Below are 15,221 nucleotides of genomic sequence, written 5' to 3' on the forward strand. Positions count from 1 at the left end.
GTTGCCATGAAAAAATTCATCCCGCTGATGATATTGACGCTGGGGCTCTGTGCGCCCGCGCTGGCGCTGACCCTCAACGAGGCCCGCAGCGCCGGACGGGTCGGTGAAACCCTGAGCGGTTATATTGCGCCGCGAAGTCAGGATCGCGAGACGCTGGCGCTGGTGGAGCAGATCAACAAGGCCCGCACCGACAGTTATCAGAAGCTTGCCGACAGCAATAACCTTCCGGTGGATGAAGTGGCGAAAATGGCCGGCACAAAGCTGGTATCGCGCGCTAACCCCGGCGAGTATGTCCAGGGGATCAACGGCAAGTGGATGCAGAAGTGATCAGCGGTGGCGTTTGCGGTATTCGCCAGGCGACACGCCAAAACGCTGCTTGAAGGCCGTGGAGAAGTGGCTGTGATCGGTAAACCCCCAGCTGTAGCCAATCCCCGCCAGCTTTTCATCGTCGCCGGTGGCGCGCAGCATCTGCGCGCACAGATCCAGACGACGATTTTTAATGTACTGCGCCACCACCAGCCCTTTCTCGGCAAACATTCGGTACAGGCTCCGCACCGACATTCCACACTCCGAGGCAATCCACTCCGGGCGCAGGTGCTCGGCCTGAATATGGTCGTCGATCAGGCTCAGCACATGGGTGAACTGACGTTCCTTGCGCGGCGTCACGCTGTCACGCTGCTGCAATACCGGGCGCAGCAGGCAGACCATCGCTTCGAGGGCGGCTTCGCTTTCGGTTTCGCTTAATGCCGGGTTGTTCATGCTGTCCTGCAGCAGGCGATAGCTAAGCTGGACGGTGGGCAGGCTGCGGGAGAGCTTTTGCGCGCAGGTCACTTCCTGAAAGCGAAAGTGCTGCTCGAGGATCTGACGCGGCAGCAGGAGCGAGATCTGACGTGATTTTTCCGGCCAGTAGATCGAGCAGGGGCGGGAGGCGTCAATCAGGGTGATATCCCCGGCGTTCAGCACAATCTGACGGTCATCCTGCTCCAGTCCCGCTTCGCCTTCCAGCTGAAACACGGTGTAGAACCAGGCGTCGTTGCTGGTCTTGATCTCCTGACGGGTACGAAACAGATTCACCCCACCAGCAGTAACGGTGCTCAGTTTCAGGTTGCCGGTCCAGGTTGCTTCCAGCTCGCCATAAAACTCACCGCTCATCGGCCGGGCAGCAAAACTGCCGCAAACCTGGTTAATCTGCGCCAGCCAGCGCTGGTAGTTGTCCTGTTCATCTGCAAACATGTCATACCCGCTACGTCGTCAATGTTTAAACATTGTTGCATTTATGTTTCGAGATACCCGTGACATGGGGCGAAATCCAGGCAAAAACTCCGCTGCCCAACAGAGCGAAACGGCGGTATTGTCGCGTTTTGCGGTGCCTGTCACAGCGGACAAAGCGAATGTCACAGAGATAAAAGCGCATTCGGCAAAGCCATCTTAGACTGCGTTGACACCCTGCGAATAATAAGGAATCGCTATGTCTGATACACAGGTCGACGTACTGCCCAGCGTGCAGCAATTTCTGGATCGCCAACATGGCCTCTGGATTGAGGGAGGCCAGTCCGCCTCCGACAGCGAAAAGCGTCTGGAGATCTTTAACCCGGCCACCGGCCAGGTGATTGCCTCGACGGCCGATGCCAGCGCGCAGGATGTGGACCGCGCGGTGATGTCCGGCTGGCGCGCTTTCGTGGCCCGCAGCTGGTCAGGTAAACTGCCTGCGGAACGTGAACGTATTCTGCTGCGCTTTGCCGATCTGGTGGAGCAGCACACCGAGGAGCTGGCCCAGCTCGAGACCCTGGAGCAGGGCAAATCCATTAACATCTCCCGCGCCTTTGAAGTGGGCTGCACCCTAAACTGGATGCGCTACACCGCCGGGCTGACCACCAAAATTTCCGGCAAGACGCTGGATCTCTCCATTCCGATGCCGCAGGGGGCCCGCTATCAGGCGTGGACCCGCAAAGAGCCGATTGGCGTGGTGGCCGGGATCGTGCCGTGGAACTTCCCGCTGCTGATCGGCATGTGGAAAGTGATGCCCGCCCTGGCGGCAGGGTGCTCTATTGTGATCAAACCGTCGGAAACGACGCCGTTGACGTTGCTGCGCGTGGCCGAACTGGCTAGCGTTGCCGGGATCCCGGACGGCGTCTTTAACGTGGTGACCGGCAGCGGGGCAGTGTGCGGTGCTGCGCTGACCAACCATCCGCATATCGCCAAAGTGAGCTTCACCGGCTCAACCGCCACCGGGAAACAGATTGCGCGCGCGGCCGCCGATCGCCTGCTGGGTGTGACCCTGGAGCTGGGCGGTAAAAACCCGGCTATCGTCCTGAAAGATGCGGATCCGGCGTGGGTTATCGAAGGGCTGATGACCGGCAGCTTCCTGAACCAGGGCCAGGTCTGTGCGGCAAGCTCGCGGATTTACATCGAAGCGCCACTGTTTGATACCCTGGTGAGCGGCTTTGAGCAGGCGGTGAAGTCCCTGAGCGTCGGGCCGGGAATGTCCCAGGAAGCGCACATCAACCCGCTGGTCTCCCGTGCCCACTGTGACAAAGTGCAGACCTTCCTCGACGAGGCGCAGTCGCGTCAGGCCGAGCTGATCGTCGGTAATCGCGGCCCGAACGGCAAGGGGTATTACGTTTCGCCGACGCTGGTGGTCAACCCGGACGCCAGCCTGCGTCTGACCCGCGAAGAGGTGTTTGGTCCGGTGGTGAACCTGGTGCGCGTCGCCGACGGCGAAGAAGCGTTGCGCCTGGCGAACGACACCGAGTACGGTCTGACCGCCAGCGTCTGGACGCAAAACATCAGCAAGGCGCTGGAGTACACCGATCGCCTGCAGGCCGGCACGGTGTGGGTAAACAGCCACACGCTGATCGATGCCAACCTGCCGTTCGGCGGCATGAAGCAGTCCGGCACCGGCCGCGACTTCGGCCCGGACTGGCTGGATGGCTGGTGTGAAACTAAATCGGTGTGCGTGCGGTATTGATGCCCGGCGGCGCTGCGCTTGCACGGGCCTACGGGATCGCATATTCCGTAGGCCAGGTAAGGCGCAGCCGCCACCCGGCAACAAAAAGTTACGGCGTCACAATGTTGAACCAGAACTCAAACTTGTCCATATAACCCAGCATGGTATCCAGTTTCGTCCCGTCGCCCGTCACCTTCACCGCACCGCTCTCCTCAGCCTGTTTCAGGGTGGTCTCCTTGAGGATGATTTTATTTAGCGTGTCGCGGTTAAGCGTAATGGTGGCGTCAGCATCGGTGGCTTCGGCATTGGCGGTGTGGTTCAGCACTCCGTTCTCCAGCTCCAGCTTGTACTTGCCGCCGTCGCTGCCCAGATCGATATTAAACACCGATTTCGCCGTCCCGGCTTTCTCGCCGTTAATATGCACCGCCAGATAGTCGAAGAACATCTCCGGGGTCATCGCCCGCACCGTATCCGGGCTGGCAGTATTCGGGGTCGGGCCTTTCACCACGCCGTTACGCAGCTCCTGCGCGCCGGTGAGGTAGAAGTTACGCCACGGGCCAGACTCCGCCTGATAACCCAGCTGCTCCAGCGCATCCGCCTCCAGATTACGGGCCGCCTGGTTGTTCGGATCGGCGAACACCACCTTGCTCACCACCTGCGCCACCCAGCGATAGTTCCCCTGGTCGAAGTCGGTTTTGGCCTTCTGCAGAATGGCATCCGCGCCGCCCATATACTCAACGAATTTCTTCGCGGCCTCTTCCGGCGGTAGCTCATCCAGAGTCGCCGGGTTGCCGTCGAACCAGCCGAGATAGAGCACGTAGGTGGCCTTCACGTCATGGCTCACCGAGCCGTAGTAACCGCGGTTCGCCCAGGTGTGTGCCAGCGAATCCGGCAGCTTGAAGTTGGCGGCGATTTCGTCCCGGGTCAGACCCTGATTCGCCATACGTAAGGTCTGGTCGTTGATATAACGGTAGAGATCGCGCTGGCTTTTCAGCAGATTATTGACGTTCTCTTTGCCCCAGGTCGGCCAGTGGTGTTGGGCCATCAGAACTTCTGCTTTATCACCCCAGCGCACAATGGCTTCGTTGATGTATTTCGACCACGGCAGCGGCTCGCGGATCTTCGCCCCGCGCAGGGAGTAGGTGTTATGCAGGGTGTGGGTCACATCCTCGGCGGATTCGATGAGTTTTTTCTCTTCGATAAACCACAGCATTTCCGACGGCGCTTCCGAGCCCGGGGCGAGCATAAAGTCATAGGTCAGGCCGTCGATGGTCTCTTTCTGGCCGTCCTTCTCGATGATATTGGTCGGGGCAAGCAGGGTGACGGTCCCGGCGGAGGTGGTGGTGCCCAGCCCGGCGCCGACCTGGCCTTTGGCATCCGGCTTCAGCAGGTTGCCGTACATGTAGCTGGCGCGGCGGCTCATGACGTTCCCAGCCATAATGTTTTCCGCCACCGCGGCTTCCATAAAGCCGGCCGGGGCATAAATTTTGGTTTTCCCGGCTTTCACGTCGGCTTCATCCACCACGCCGCGCACGCCGCCGTAATGGTCGACGTGACTGTGAGTGTAAATCACCGCTACCACCGGCTTCTGCCCGCGGTTTTTATAATAAAGATCCATTCCGACTTTCGCCGTTTCCGCTGACACCAGCGGGTCCACCACGGTGATGCCAGTGGTCCCTTCGATAATGGTCATATTCGATAGATCGAGATTTCGGATCTGATATACCCCGTCCGTCACCTCAAACAGGCCGCTGATATTAATCAGCTGCGCCTGACGCCAAAGGCTGGGGTTGACGGTATCTGGCGCTTTATCGCCCTCTTTAATAAACGCGTATTGTTGCGGATCCCAGACCACGTTGCCTTGTTCACCTTTGATCACCTCCGTGGGGAGCGGGGCGATAAAGCCCTTATGGGCATCGGTAAAGTCGGTGTTATCGGAGAAGGGCAGTTGACTAAAGAGGGCGTTATTGGCTTGTTGAGTAGCGGCGGCGGCGTCTTTTGGTGCTTCTGCGGCAAACGCAGGAATGCCAGCGGAAATAAAAAAGCCTGCAAGCGCAAGGCTTCTTGCTATCAGATTGAATCTCATCCTGAAAACCTCTCAATGTGCATACAGCGGCGTAGGGGAAACTTCGCGTGATGACCAGAAAAACGTTTTGAGAAAGGCAACCCGGACGGCATGGGTATGATTAACTATAAGCAGGCAAATACATTCAGCAAATAAATCCGTTAATGATAATTAATTATCGTGCGACGAAATTGCCCGGCGGCGCTGCGCTTGCACGGGCCTACGGTGTTGTAGGCCGGGTAAGGCGCAACCGCCACCCGGCAGCAGGCCGCACAAAAAAGCCGGGCAATCTGCCCGGCTTTTTCACCGCCCTTTACTGCGCCTCTTTCTTCTTGCCCAAAGACGGCGTTTCGTCGAAGAAGTTCCAGGGTTTGAGCAGGGTGTGCACCCACTCGGTTGGCATGATCGGCCACTCCTCCGCACGCGCCACGTGGGTGGTGCCGGTGGTCATCCACACCACGTTATCCTGCTTATCCAGCGACTCGTTATCCTTGCTGAACTGGCCCAGCCCCTGATCCTGGCTGGAGCGGTTCGGGAATTTCCCTTCCGGGTACATCTCGTTCGGATGGTAGCGGGTCACCCACAGCTGCTTATCCATAAAGCTCAGGCGGTGATAGATCCACTCGTCAGGGGCGAACTTCGCGCCGGTGGCCACCGGGTGCGTACCGCCCGCGTACGGGATGATCTGGTAAGAGACCGGGTTGCCCATGCGGTTCTCTTTGCTGGTGTTGCTCAGCAGACGAATAGTGCCCGGGTCAAATTTCTGCGCCGCCTGCTGCTCGGTATCGATGTTGTACTGATTGATCTGCAGGGTACTGGTCCGCGGTCCGCCCGCGGTGTTCGGCTTCACCTCCGGATCCATCGCCACCAGGCTGTTGCTGGTGCCATCTACGTCCATATCCAGACGGAAGTTATAGATGTGCTGGTGGGTGGTACCGACGATGTTGTGGTCGATCAGGGTTCCGTATTTGGTATCCTCTTTGGCGCTCGGGTCGTGCATGGTTTTCGCCGTTACCCCTTTCACCGCTTCGATACCTGTTGCCCCGGCATCGATGCCGATGGTGCCGTTTTCGTGGAACACCCAGTCGAAGATGTAGTCATAGTTGCCGACGGTACTGATCCAGCGCACCACCAGCTCACGACGCTCGGTGCTGACGTTCGGCTGATTCATCTCCTGATGCTTATACTCCGGCCCGGCGTAGCGTTCGAAAATCGCCATCGCCCGCGGGATCTCCATTGGCGCCCCGGTGTAATCCGGGATGGTCTGATTCAGCAGCACGGCGTTAGACGGCACATCCTTGCCGCGCACCAGCGGGGAGGTCAGGGTGCCCATACCGTAGTCGCCGGAATCGAGATAAGCTTTGAAGTACCAGCCCACGTCCGGGTCGCCGTAAGGGACGATCATCCCGCCCAGGGAACCTTCATACATCACCTGGCGTTTTTTGCCGTTGTCGTTGAAGGTGACGGTAGAAATGATGGGCCCGACGCGGGAGTCGAGGCTCAGGTGGAAGTCCCAGTTCTGCCAGTGGATCATGTTGCCGGTGATGGTGTAGTTCTTGCCTTCCGGCTCGGTGATCTCCAGCGGTTTATGGGCGACGGGCTCGCGGTCGCGGCCATCATAAGGACGTGGCTCCATCGGCACCGGGACAATTGCACCTTCTTCGATTTTAACGATCTTCTTCTCGACCAGATCCACCACCGCCACCAGGTTTTCAATCGGGTGCGCCCAGTAGTTACCGTCGCCCGTGTCCAGATAACTCACCACTTTCAGCAGGCGATCTTCCTGTTTCAGGCCATCTTTGCCGTCAAAGTAACCGACGGTCAGCGGGGTGGTCATCACCTTGCCCGGGTCGTTAATCCCGCGTTTTTTCAGCGCGTCGGCATACTCCTGGCTGCCGGTGACGATCTTCTGTACCGCCATAAAGTCATCCAGCAGCACCATGCCGTGGGCGTCCTTAATCGGCTCCCAGTGCATGATTTTCTTATCCTTCAGATCCACCAGCGCTTCGATAACAAATTTGCCGTCCAGCATGGTGACATTGGCCTGACGCGGCGCATCCACCGCCGTGCCGTTCAGCACGAAGTCCCACACTTTGGCTTTTTCCGGCTCGGCCAGGGCGATCTGGGTAAAGCGGGTATTAGGTTTAAAGTCCGGTGAAGCTTTCACAATCTCGACAGCCTGTTTAATTTCATCTGCGGACAGGGCGTTCAGCGGGTGCGGGGTCTTCTCCACCTGGAAAGTCTGGTCGAGGCCGGACTGGAACACATCGTTGACAAAGGTATCGGAGATCCAGGCCTTGTTGTCCTTCATCACCACCGGTGCCTGTAGGGTGAGCGGTTTACCGTTGACGATGGCGGTGGTTGCGCCCGGCTTCACTTTGATGAAGGCCCCGTCTTTGCTGATGGTGTAGATCCCAGCATAGTCGTCCCATTTCACATCAGCGCCAAACTCGGCCAGGGTTTTGTCCATCTCGACCATATGCGCCGCGCTACCGTGAGCCAGCACCTGACCGGAAAAGAGACAAGCAACGGCCAACGCCAGCGCCGTTTTACGTGGAGAAAAGATTGAGGAGCTTCCCATGATTAACCTCTGTTGTATGTGTTGTTATCCACTCGGGACCGCTGTTCTGCGCGCGGTTTATTCATTGCCAACATAGCAATATCGCTGTGCGTACCGTTTGCCTGCATTTGCCAGATGTTTTGTCAGATGTGCCAGAAGCCGGGTAACGTGCGCGACGTTACCCGTAGGGAGGGGGATCAGGCGTCAAAATCGCCGTGCTGGCGGGAGACGAGGGTCAGGATCGAGTAAAGCGCCACCGGCTGCTGGTGCTGGTTGACGATCTCAACGGACCACTCCACCACGCCGGTCGGTTTCTCTTCCGCCGTGCGCTGTTTCTTCAGGGTCTTGCGCTTACAGGTCAGACGCACCTGGATGGTGTCGCCCGGTTTAACCGGCTCGATAAAGCGCAGGTTCTCCATGCCGTAGTTGGCGATCACCGGCCCGACGCCCGCATCGACGAACAGCCCGGCGGCGGCGGAGATCAGGAAGTACCCATGCACCACGCGCTCGCCAAAAATCGACTCCGCCGCGCCAATCTTGTCCATGTGGGCGTAGAAATGATCCCCGCTCAGGCAGGCAAAGTTAACGATATCGGTCTCGGTCAGGGTGCGGCGCGGGGTCAGCAGGCTGTCCCCAGGCTGCAGCTCTTCAAAGTATTTGCGGAAAGGATGGATGCGATCCTCCTGCACCTGGGCGCCACGCACCCACTGCTGGCTGATGGCGGCCAGCATGCTCGGGCTGCCCTGGAGCGCGGTGCGTTGCAGGTAGTGTTTCACCGCCCGCAGACCGCCCAGCTCTTCGCCACCCCCGGCGCGGCCCGGACCGCCGTGCACCAGCTGCGGCAGCGGAGAGCCGTGGCCGGTGGACTCTTTGGCCGACTCTTCGTTGAGGATCTGGATACGCCCGTGGGCCCGCGCAGCCCCGGCGATGAACTGACGCGCCAGGCGCAGATCGGCGGTCACCAGCGTTCCGGCGAGGCTACCTTCCCCGGCGCGGGCCAGGGCCATCGCGTGCTCGCGGTTCTGATACGGCATCAGGGTGGCGACCGGACCAAAAGCTTCGGTAGCGTGTACGGCCGGGGTTTCGTCCGGCTGCGGGCAGAACAGCAGCGTCGGCGGGAAGAAGGCCCCGGCGGCGTTCAGGTCGGCTTTACCGCCCAGCCGGACCTGACAGCCTGCCGTCACTAAGGTATCCACCTTTTCCTGGACGTTAGCGCGCTGGTCGGCGTTGACCAGCGAACCCATCTTGATCCCTTCCTGGGCCGGGTCACCCACGGCCACTTTCTCCAGCCGGGCGATAAGCGCCTGGCTGACGGCCTCCACCTGCGCCTGCGGCACAATAATGCGGCGGATGGCGGTACATTTCTGTCCGGCCTTGGCCGTCATCTCCCGCACCACTTCGCGGATAAACAGGGCAAACTCCGGCTGCTCCGGAGTGACGTCATCCCCCAGCACGCAGCAGTTCAGGGAGTCGGCCTCCATGGTGAACGGAATCGATTTGGCGACGATATTCGGATGAACCCGCAGCATCTGGCCGGTAACGGCGGAGCCGGTAAAGGTCACCACGTCCTGATGATCGAGCTGGTCTAGCAGATCTCCCGCGCCGCCGCAGATCAGGCTGATAGCACCGTCCGGCACCAGGCCGCTGTCGACAATCGCTTTTACCATCGCCTGGGTCACCTGGGCGGTGGCGGTGGCCGGTTTGATGATTGCCGGCATCCCCGCCAGCCAGGTTGGAGCCAGTTTTTCCAGCATCCCCCAGCAGGGGAAGTTAAAGGCATTGATGTGGACGGCCACGCCGGATTTCGAGGTCAGGACGTGACGGGCGGCAAAACCGCCTTCTTTCGACAGGGGAATCAGTTCATCTTCCGGCCACAGGGTGTCATCCGGCAGTTCGCGGCTACCGAGGCTGGCGAAAGTAAATAGCGTCCCAATCCCGCCCTCGATATCCACCCAGCTGTCGGCACGGGTCGCCCCGGTCTGCGCGGAGAGGGCATAGAACACCTCTTTTTGGCTCATCAGATGTTTTGCCACCGCTTTCAGCATCGCAGCGCGTTCGATAAAGGTCATGGCGTGAAGTGATTCACCGCCTTGCTCAATGGCGTAACGACGCGCGGCGGCCATATCCAGCCCTTCGCTGGTGACCTGCCAGAGGGTTTCGCCGCTGATGGCGTGCTGAATAGTGCGCTCACGGCCCCGGCCAGACTGCCAGGTGCCGGACAAGAAGCTGGCTAACTGCTGCATTTTTCTCTCCGAGTGGTTCGTAATTTCACTATAGATAGTTTGATTATGAATCATAAAATGCAAGGGATGTTTTAATGATTTGTTAACAGTGTGATCTTGTCTGACTATTCCCGCTCTCTGTTTCTCGCCGCAGAAGGGGCTTAACAAAAGGCTTGCGAGCCACATCACAAAATAAGCAAACACTCCTTGGGGTTATATTTAACCTTTGTGTAACTTTTAAGAAACGAAGTGATTCATCATTGAATGAAATTTACCAGTTAAACGAATCATAAGGGTAATGACGTGACGGAAGAACAACGCTTTGAACAGCGAATCGCGAAAGAGACGGCCATCGAGCCGCAGGACTGGATGCCTGACGCGTACCGCAAGACGCTGATCCGCCAGATTGGTCAGCACGCCCACTCCGAAATTGTCGGCATGCTGCCGGAAGGAAACTGGATCGCTCGCGCCCCGACGCTGCGCCGCAAGGCCATTCTGCTGGCGAAAGTGCAGGATGAAGCCGGACACGGCCTCTATCTCTACAGCGCGGCGGAGACGCTGGGCTGCGCCCGGGAAGACATCTACCAGAAGATGCTCGACGGCAAGATGAAATACTCCTCCATCTTCAACTACCCGACCCTGAGCTGGGCCGATATCGGCGTGATTGGCTGGCTGGTGGATGGCGCGGCCATCGTTAACCAGGTGGCGCTGTGCCGCACCTCCTACGGCCCCTATGCCCGGGCGATGGTGAAAATCTGTAAAGAAGAGAGCTTCCACCAGCGTCAGGGCTTTGAAGCCTGCATGGCGCTGGCTCAGGGCAGCGAGGCCCAGCGCCAGATGCTACAGGACGCCATCAACCGTTTCTGGTGGCCAGCGCTGATGATGTTCGGGCCAAACGACGACAACTCGCCGAACAGCGCCCGCAGCCTGGCCTGGAAGATCAAACGTTTTGGTAACGACGAGCTGCGTCAGCGCTTCGTCGACAATACCGTGCCGCAGGTGGAGATGCTGGGGATGACCGTCCCGGATGCGGATCTGCACTTCGATGCTGAAACCGGTCACTACCGTTTCGGCGAGATCGACTGGCAGGAGTTCGAGGAGGTGATCAACGGCCGCGGCGTCTGCAATCACGAACGCCTGGCCGCCAAGAATAAAGCCTGGGAAGAGGGGACGTGGGTGCGCGAAGCCGCCCTGGCGCACGCAGAAAAACAACACGCCCGCAAGGTCGCGTAAGGGGAATCACGATGAGCAAAACATACTGGCCGTTATACGAAGTCTTTGTCCGCAGCAAACAGGGGTTGTCTCACCGCCACGTCGGCAGCCTGCACGCCGCCGATGACCGCATGGCGCTGGAAAACGCCCGCGATGCCTACACCCGCCGCAGCGAAGGCTGCTCCATCTGGGTGGTGAAGGCGAGCGAAATTGTCGCCTCGCAGCCGGAAGAGCGCGGTGAATTTTTCGATCCGGCGGAAACCAAGGTTTATCGTCATCCGACCTTCTACACCATCCCTGATGGCATCGAGCACATGTGAGGTCCGGGATGAAAACGTTAACGCACTATGTTCTGCGCCTGGGTGATAACGGCCTGGTGCTCTCTCAGCGTCTGGGGGCCTGGTGTGGTCATGCCCCGGAGCTGGAGATTGACCTCGCGCTGGCCAATATCGGCCTCGACCTGCTGGGCCAGGCACGCAACTTCTTAACCTACGCCGCCGAACTGGAAGGGGCGGGCGATGAAGATACGCTGGCCTTCCAGCGTGACGAACGCCAGTTCAGCAACCTGCTGCTGGTGGAGCAGCCGAACGGCAACTTCGCCGACACCATCGCCCGGCAATACTTTATCGACGCCTGGCACGTGGCGCTGTTTACCCGCCTGACGAACAGCCGCGATCCGCAGCTGGCCGCCATCGCCGCCAAATCCATTAAAGAGGCCCGCTACCACCTGCGCTTTAGCCGTGGCTGGCTGGAACGCCTGGGCAATGGCACCGCCGTCTCCACGCAGAAAATGCAGCAGGCGGTCAACGACCTGTGGCGATTCACCGCCGAGCTGTTCGAAGCCGACGAGATCGACTTAGGCCTGGTGGCCGAGGGTATCGCCGTCGATCCGCGCAGCCTGCGTGACGAATGGGAAGCGGAAGTTTTTGCCGGGCTGAACGCGGCGACGCTGAGCGTGCCGGAGGAGTCGGCCTACCGCAGCGGCGGCCGTAAAGGGCTGCACACTGAACATCTGGGACCGATGCTGGCAGAGATGCAATATCTACAGCGCGTCAATCCCGGCCAGCAGTGGTAGAGCAGGAGAGCACCATGCAACACGTCGAACTCGCACCCGCCGCCGTCCCGCAGATCTGGTCTTTGTTAAGCCAGATCCCGGACCCGGAGATCCCGGTGCTGACCATTACCGACTTAGGTATGGTGCGCAGCGTGACCCCGCAGGGTGAGGGCTGGGCCATCGGCTTTACGCCGACCTATTCCGGCTGCCCGGCCACCGACCACCTGATGGGGGCTATCCGCGACACGCTGACCGCCCACGGCTATGGACCGGTGCAGATCACCATCCAGCTCGACCCGGCGTGGACCACCGACTGGATGACCCCGGATGCCCGGGAGCGTCTGCGCCAGTACGGCATCAGCCCGCCGGCCGGTCACAGCTGCCACGCGCATCTGCCCGCCGAGGTGACCTGTCCGCGCTGCGCCAGCACCCGCACCACGATGATCAGTGAATTTGGTTCCACGGCCTGTAAAGCGCTCTACCGCTGCGACAGCTGCCGGGAACCCTTCGACTATTTCAAATGTATCTGAGGTCGCCATGACAACGTTTCATTCCTTAACGGTGGCAAAAGTAGAACCCGAGACCCGCGATGCGGTGACCATCACCTTCGCGGTTCCCCAGGCGTTGCAGGAGGCGTATCGCTTCCGTCCGGGCCAGCATCTGACCCTGAAAGCCCATCTGGCGGGCGAAGAGCTGCGCCGCTGCTACTCCATCTGCCGCAGCGTACAGCCGGGCGAGATCAGCGTGGCGGTGAAAGCCATCGACGGCGGGCGCTTCTCGCGCTATGCCCGGGATGAGATCACACAGGGGATGGCGCTGGAGGTGATGGTGCCCCAGGGCCACTTTGGTTATCAGCCGCAGGCGGAACGCGAAGGGTGCTACCTGGTGATTGCCGCCGGTTCCGGCATCACCCCGATGCTGGCGATTGTCTCCAGCACCCTGAAAACCGAACCCAACAGCCAGTTCACCCTGATCTACGGCAACCGCAGCAGCCAGAGCATGATGTTCCGCCAGGCGCTGGCCGACCTGAAGGACAGCTATCCGACCCGCCTGCAGGTGGTCAACATCTTCAGCCAGGAGACACTGGACAGCGAGCTGCTGCACGGGCGCATCGACGGCGAAAAGTTGCAGGCGCTGGCGAAACATCTGATCGACTTTAGTCAGTTTGACGAGGCCTTTATCTGCGGCCCGGCGGCGATGATGGATGAAGCCGAGCAGACACTGAAAGCGCTCGGCATGTCGGAAAAATCGCTGCATCTGGAACGCTTTAATACCCCGGGCACCAGCGTAAAGCGCGCCCACACCGTGCAGGTGGAGGGCCAGAAAGTGACGGTGCGCCAGGACGGACGCGACCGCGAGATCACCCTTACCGCCGACGACGAGAGCATTCTCGACGCCGCCCTGCGTCAGGGGGCGGATCTGCCGTACGCCTGCAAGGGCGGGGTCTGCGCCACCTGCAAATGCAAAGTGCTGCGCGGGAAAGTGGACATGGCGACCAACTACAGCCTCGAGCCGGACGAACTGGCGGCGGGCTACGTCCTGAGCTGTCAGGCCCTGCCGCTGACCAGCGACGTGGTGGTGGACTTTGACGCGAAGGGGATGGCATGAGCGATCTGATTGTCACCCGTCAGGGCCGGGTGTTGCACCTGACCCTCAACCGCCCGGCGGCCCGCAACGCTCTCAACAATGGACTGCTGAGCGAGCTGGCAACCACCCTCGAAGCTGCGGCAACCGACAGTGAGATCTCGGTGTGTGTGATTTCCGGCAACGAACGCTTCTTTGCCGCCGGGGCCGATCTCAATGAGATGGCGGAAAAAGATCTGGCCGCCACCCTGAACGATATCCGTCCCCAGCTGTGGGGGCGGATCAACGCCTTCAGCAAACCGCTGATTGCCGCGGTCAACGGCTACGCGCTGGGCGCTGGCTGCGAGCTGGCGCTGCTGTGCGATGTGGTCATCGCCGGAGATAACGCCCGTTTCGGCCTGCCAGAAATTACGCTGGGCATTATGCCGGGCGCGGGCGGCACCCAACGCCTGATCCGCAGCGTCGGCAAATCGCTGGCCAGCAAAATGGTGCTGACCGGGGAGAGCATTACCGCCCGTCAGGCGCTGGCAGCGGGTCTGGTGAGCGATGTTTATCCCGAAACGTTAACCCTCGAATATGCCCTCCAGCAGGCGGCGCTGATGGCGCGCCACTCGCCGCTGGCTTTACAGGCCGCGAAGCAGGCGTTACGCCAGTCCCAGGAAGTGGCCCTGCAGGCCGGACTGGCCCAGGAGCGTCAGCTCTTTACCCTGCTGGCCGCCACCGAGGATCGCCGGGAAGGGATCGACGCCTTCCTGCAAAAACGCACCCCCGACTTTAAAGGACGCTAACCATGGATTTCATTCTGAGTCACGTTGAGCAGGGGGTAATGACCATTACCCTGAACCGCCCGGACCGTCTCAACAGCTTTAACGAGGAGATGCATCTGCAGCTGGCGGCGTGCCTGACCCAGGCCGAGCGCGACGATAGCGTGCGCTGCCTGCTGCTGACCGGTGCCGGGCGCGGTTTTTGCGCCGGACAGGATCTCAACGACCGCAACGTCGACCCGAACAGCCCCGCGCCGGATCTGGGGATGTCGGTGGAGAAATTTTATAACCCGCTGGTTAAGCGCCTGGCAAAACTGCCCAAGCCGGTGATCTGCGCGGTAAACGGCGTGGCCGCCGGTGCCGGTGCCACCCTGGCGCTGGGCTGCGACATCGTCATCGCCGCCCGCTCGGTGAACTTTGTGATGGCCTTCAGCAAGCTCGGCCTGGTGCCGGACTCCGGTGGCACCTGGCTGCTGCCGCGCCTCACCGGCCGTGCCCGGGCGATGGGCCTGGCTCTGCTGGGGGAGAAGATCAGCGCTGAACAGGCTCATGCCTGGGGGATGATCTGGCAGGTGGTGGATGACGCCGAACTGACCGACACCGCCCGCCAGCTGGCGGTGCATCTCGCTTCGCAGCCGACCTTTGGCCTGGGGCTGATCAAGCAGGCGATCAACGCCGCCGAAACGAATACTCTCGAGGCTCAGCTGGATCTGGAGCGTGACTATCAGCGCCTGGCCGGACGCAGTGCCGACTACCGGGAAGGCGTCAGCGCCTTCCTCAACAAACGCGCGCCGCAGTTTACGGGGAAATAAG

Annotated in this window: 13 protein-coding genes; 9 read left to right on the forward strand and 4 right to left on the reverse strand. The window is 60.3% G+C overall.

What is annotated here, in order from left to right:
* Nucleotides 1-6: 6 nt before the first annotated feature.
* Nucleotides 7-327 carry a YdbL family protein gene (locus M8318_RS06370; protein ID WP_106993077.1) on the forward strand — a complete coding sequence of 107 codons (321 nt, stop codon included), beginning with the start codon at nt 7-9 and terminating at the stop codon, nt 325-327.
* Here the strand turns inward: M8318_RS06370 and feaR are convergent, their stop codons facing one another.
* On the reverse strand, nt 328-1,233 hold the full coding sequence (gene feaR / locus M8318_RS06375) for a transcriptional regulator FeaR (protein ID WP_261645363.1): 906 nt from the start codon (nt 1,231-1,233) through the stop codon (nt 328-330). It lies immediately after the preceding gene.
* A gap of 235 nt (nt 1,234-1,468) precedes the next feature.
* Between feaR and M8318_RS06380 the strand changes: the two genes are divergently transcribed.
* Nucleotides 1,469-2,968 (forward strand): aldehyde dehydrogenase family protein, encoded by a 1,500-nt coding sequence (locus M8318_RS06380; RefSeq protein ID WP_262661493.1) that lies wholly within the window; start codon nt 1,469-1,471, stop codon nt 2,966-2,968.
* Nucleotides 2,969-3,056: 88 nt separating this feature from the next.
* On the opposite strand, the gene M8318_RS06385 is transcribed toward M8318_RS06380, so the two are convergent.
* From M8318_RS06385 to paaZ, 3 genes are all read right to left on the reverse strand, one after another.
* The gene (locus M8318_RS06385) at nt 3,057-5,033 is read right to left on the reverse strand and encodes an alkyl/aryl-sulfatase (protein ID WP_262661495.1); all 1,977 of its coding nucleotides are present in this window, start codon (nt 5,031-5,033) and stop codon (nt 3,057-3,059) included.
* Between the two features lie 292 nt (nt 5,034-5,325).
* Nucleotides 5,326-7,593, reverse strand: coding sequence for a primary-amine oxidase (gene tynA, locus M8318_RS06390; protein ID WP_262661497.1), 2,268 nt, complete (start codon nt 7,591-7,593; stop codon nt 5,326-5,328).
* Nucleotides 7,594-7,769: 176 nt separating this feature from the next.
* On the reverse strand, nt 7,770-9,815 hold the full coding sequence (paaZ, locus tag M8318_RS06395) for a phenylacetic acid degradation bifunctional protein PaaZ (protein WP_262661499.1): 2,046 nt from the start codon (nt 9,813-9,815) through the stop codon (nt 7,770-7,772).
* Between the two features lie 282 nt (nt 9,816-10,097).
* Between paaZ and paaA the strand changes: the two genes are divergently transcribed.
* The 7 genes from paaA to paaG are packed head-to-tail and all read left to right on the forward strand — an operon-like array spanning nt 10,098 to nt 15,220.
* Nucleotides 10,098-11,027, forward strand: coding sequence for a 1,2-phenylacetyl-CoA epoxidase subunit PaaA (gene paaA / locus M8318_RS06400; protein WP_262661501.1), 930 nt, complete (start codon nt 10,098-10,100; stop codon nt 11,025-11,027).
* An 11-nt stretch (nt 11,028-11,038) separates the two neighbouring features.
* Nucleotides 11,039-11,326 (forward strand): 1,2-phenylacetyl-CoA epoxidase subunit PaaB, encoded by a 288-nt coding sequence (paaB, locus tag M8318_RS06405; protein WP_106993070.1) that lies wholly within the window; start codon nt 11,039-11,041, stop codon nt 11,324-11,326.
* 8 nt (nt 11,327-11,334) lie between these two features.
* Complete coding sequence (gene paaC / locus M8318_RS06410; protein ID WP_262661503.1) at nt 11,335-12,081, forward strand: 1,2-phenylacetyl-CoA epoxidase subunit PaaC; 747 nt, start codon at nt 11,335-11,337, stop codon at nt 12,079-12,081.
* A gap of 14 nt (nt 12,082-12,095) precedes the next feature.
* Nucleotides 12,096-12,590 carry a 1,2-phenylacetyl-CoA epoxidase subunit PaaD gene (paaD, locus tag M8318_RS06415; RefSeq protein ID WP_262661504.1) on the forward strand — a complete coding sequence of 165 codons (495 nt, stop codon included), beginning with the start codon at nt 12,096-12,098 and terminating at the stop codon, nt 12,588-12,590.
* 7 nt (nt 12,591-12,597) lie between these two features.
* Nucleotides 12,598-13,668 carry a 1,2-phenylacetyl-CoA epoxidase subunit PaaE gene (paaE, locus tag M8318_RS06420; protein ID WP_262661505.1) on the forward strand — a complete coding sequence of 357 codons (1,071 nt, stop codon included), beginning with the start codon at nt 12,598-12,600 and terminating at the stop codon, nt 13,666-13,668.
* Entirely contained in the window at nt 13,665-14,432 is a 768-nt protein-coding gene (gene paaF / locus M8318_RS06425; RefSeq protein WP_262661506.1) for a 2,3-dehydroadipyl-CoA hydratase PaaF, read from the forward strand. The genes paaE and paaF overlap by 4 nt, the downstream gene beginning before the upstream one ends.
* 2 nt (nt 14,433-14,434) lie before the next feature.
* The gene (gene paaG, locus M8318_RS06430) at nt 14,435-15,220 is read left to right on the forward strand and encodes a 2-(1,2-epoxy-1,2-dihydrophenyl)acetyl-CoA isomerase PaaG (protein WP_262661508.1); all 786 of its coding nucleotides are present in this window, start codon (nt 14,435-14,437) and stop codon (nt 15,218-15,220) included.
* The last annotated feature ends 1 nt before the right edge of the window (nt 15,221 follow it).

The sequence above is a fragment of the Leclercia tamurae genome, from assembly GCF_025566055.1.
Lineage (GTDB): Bacteria > Pseudomonadota > Gammaproteobacteria > Enterobacterales > Enterobacteriaceae > Enterobacter > Enterobacter tamurae.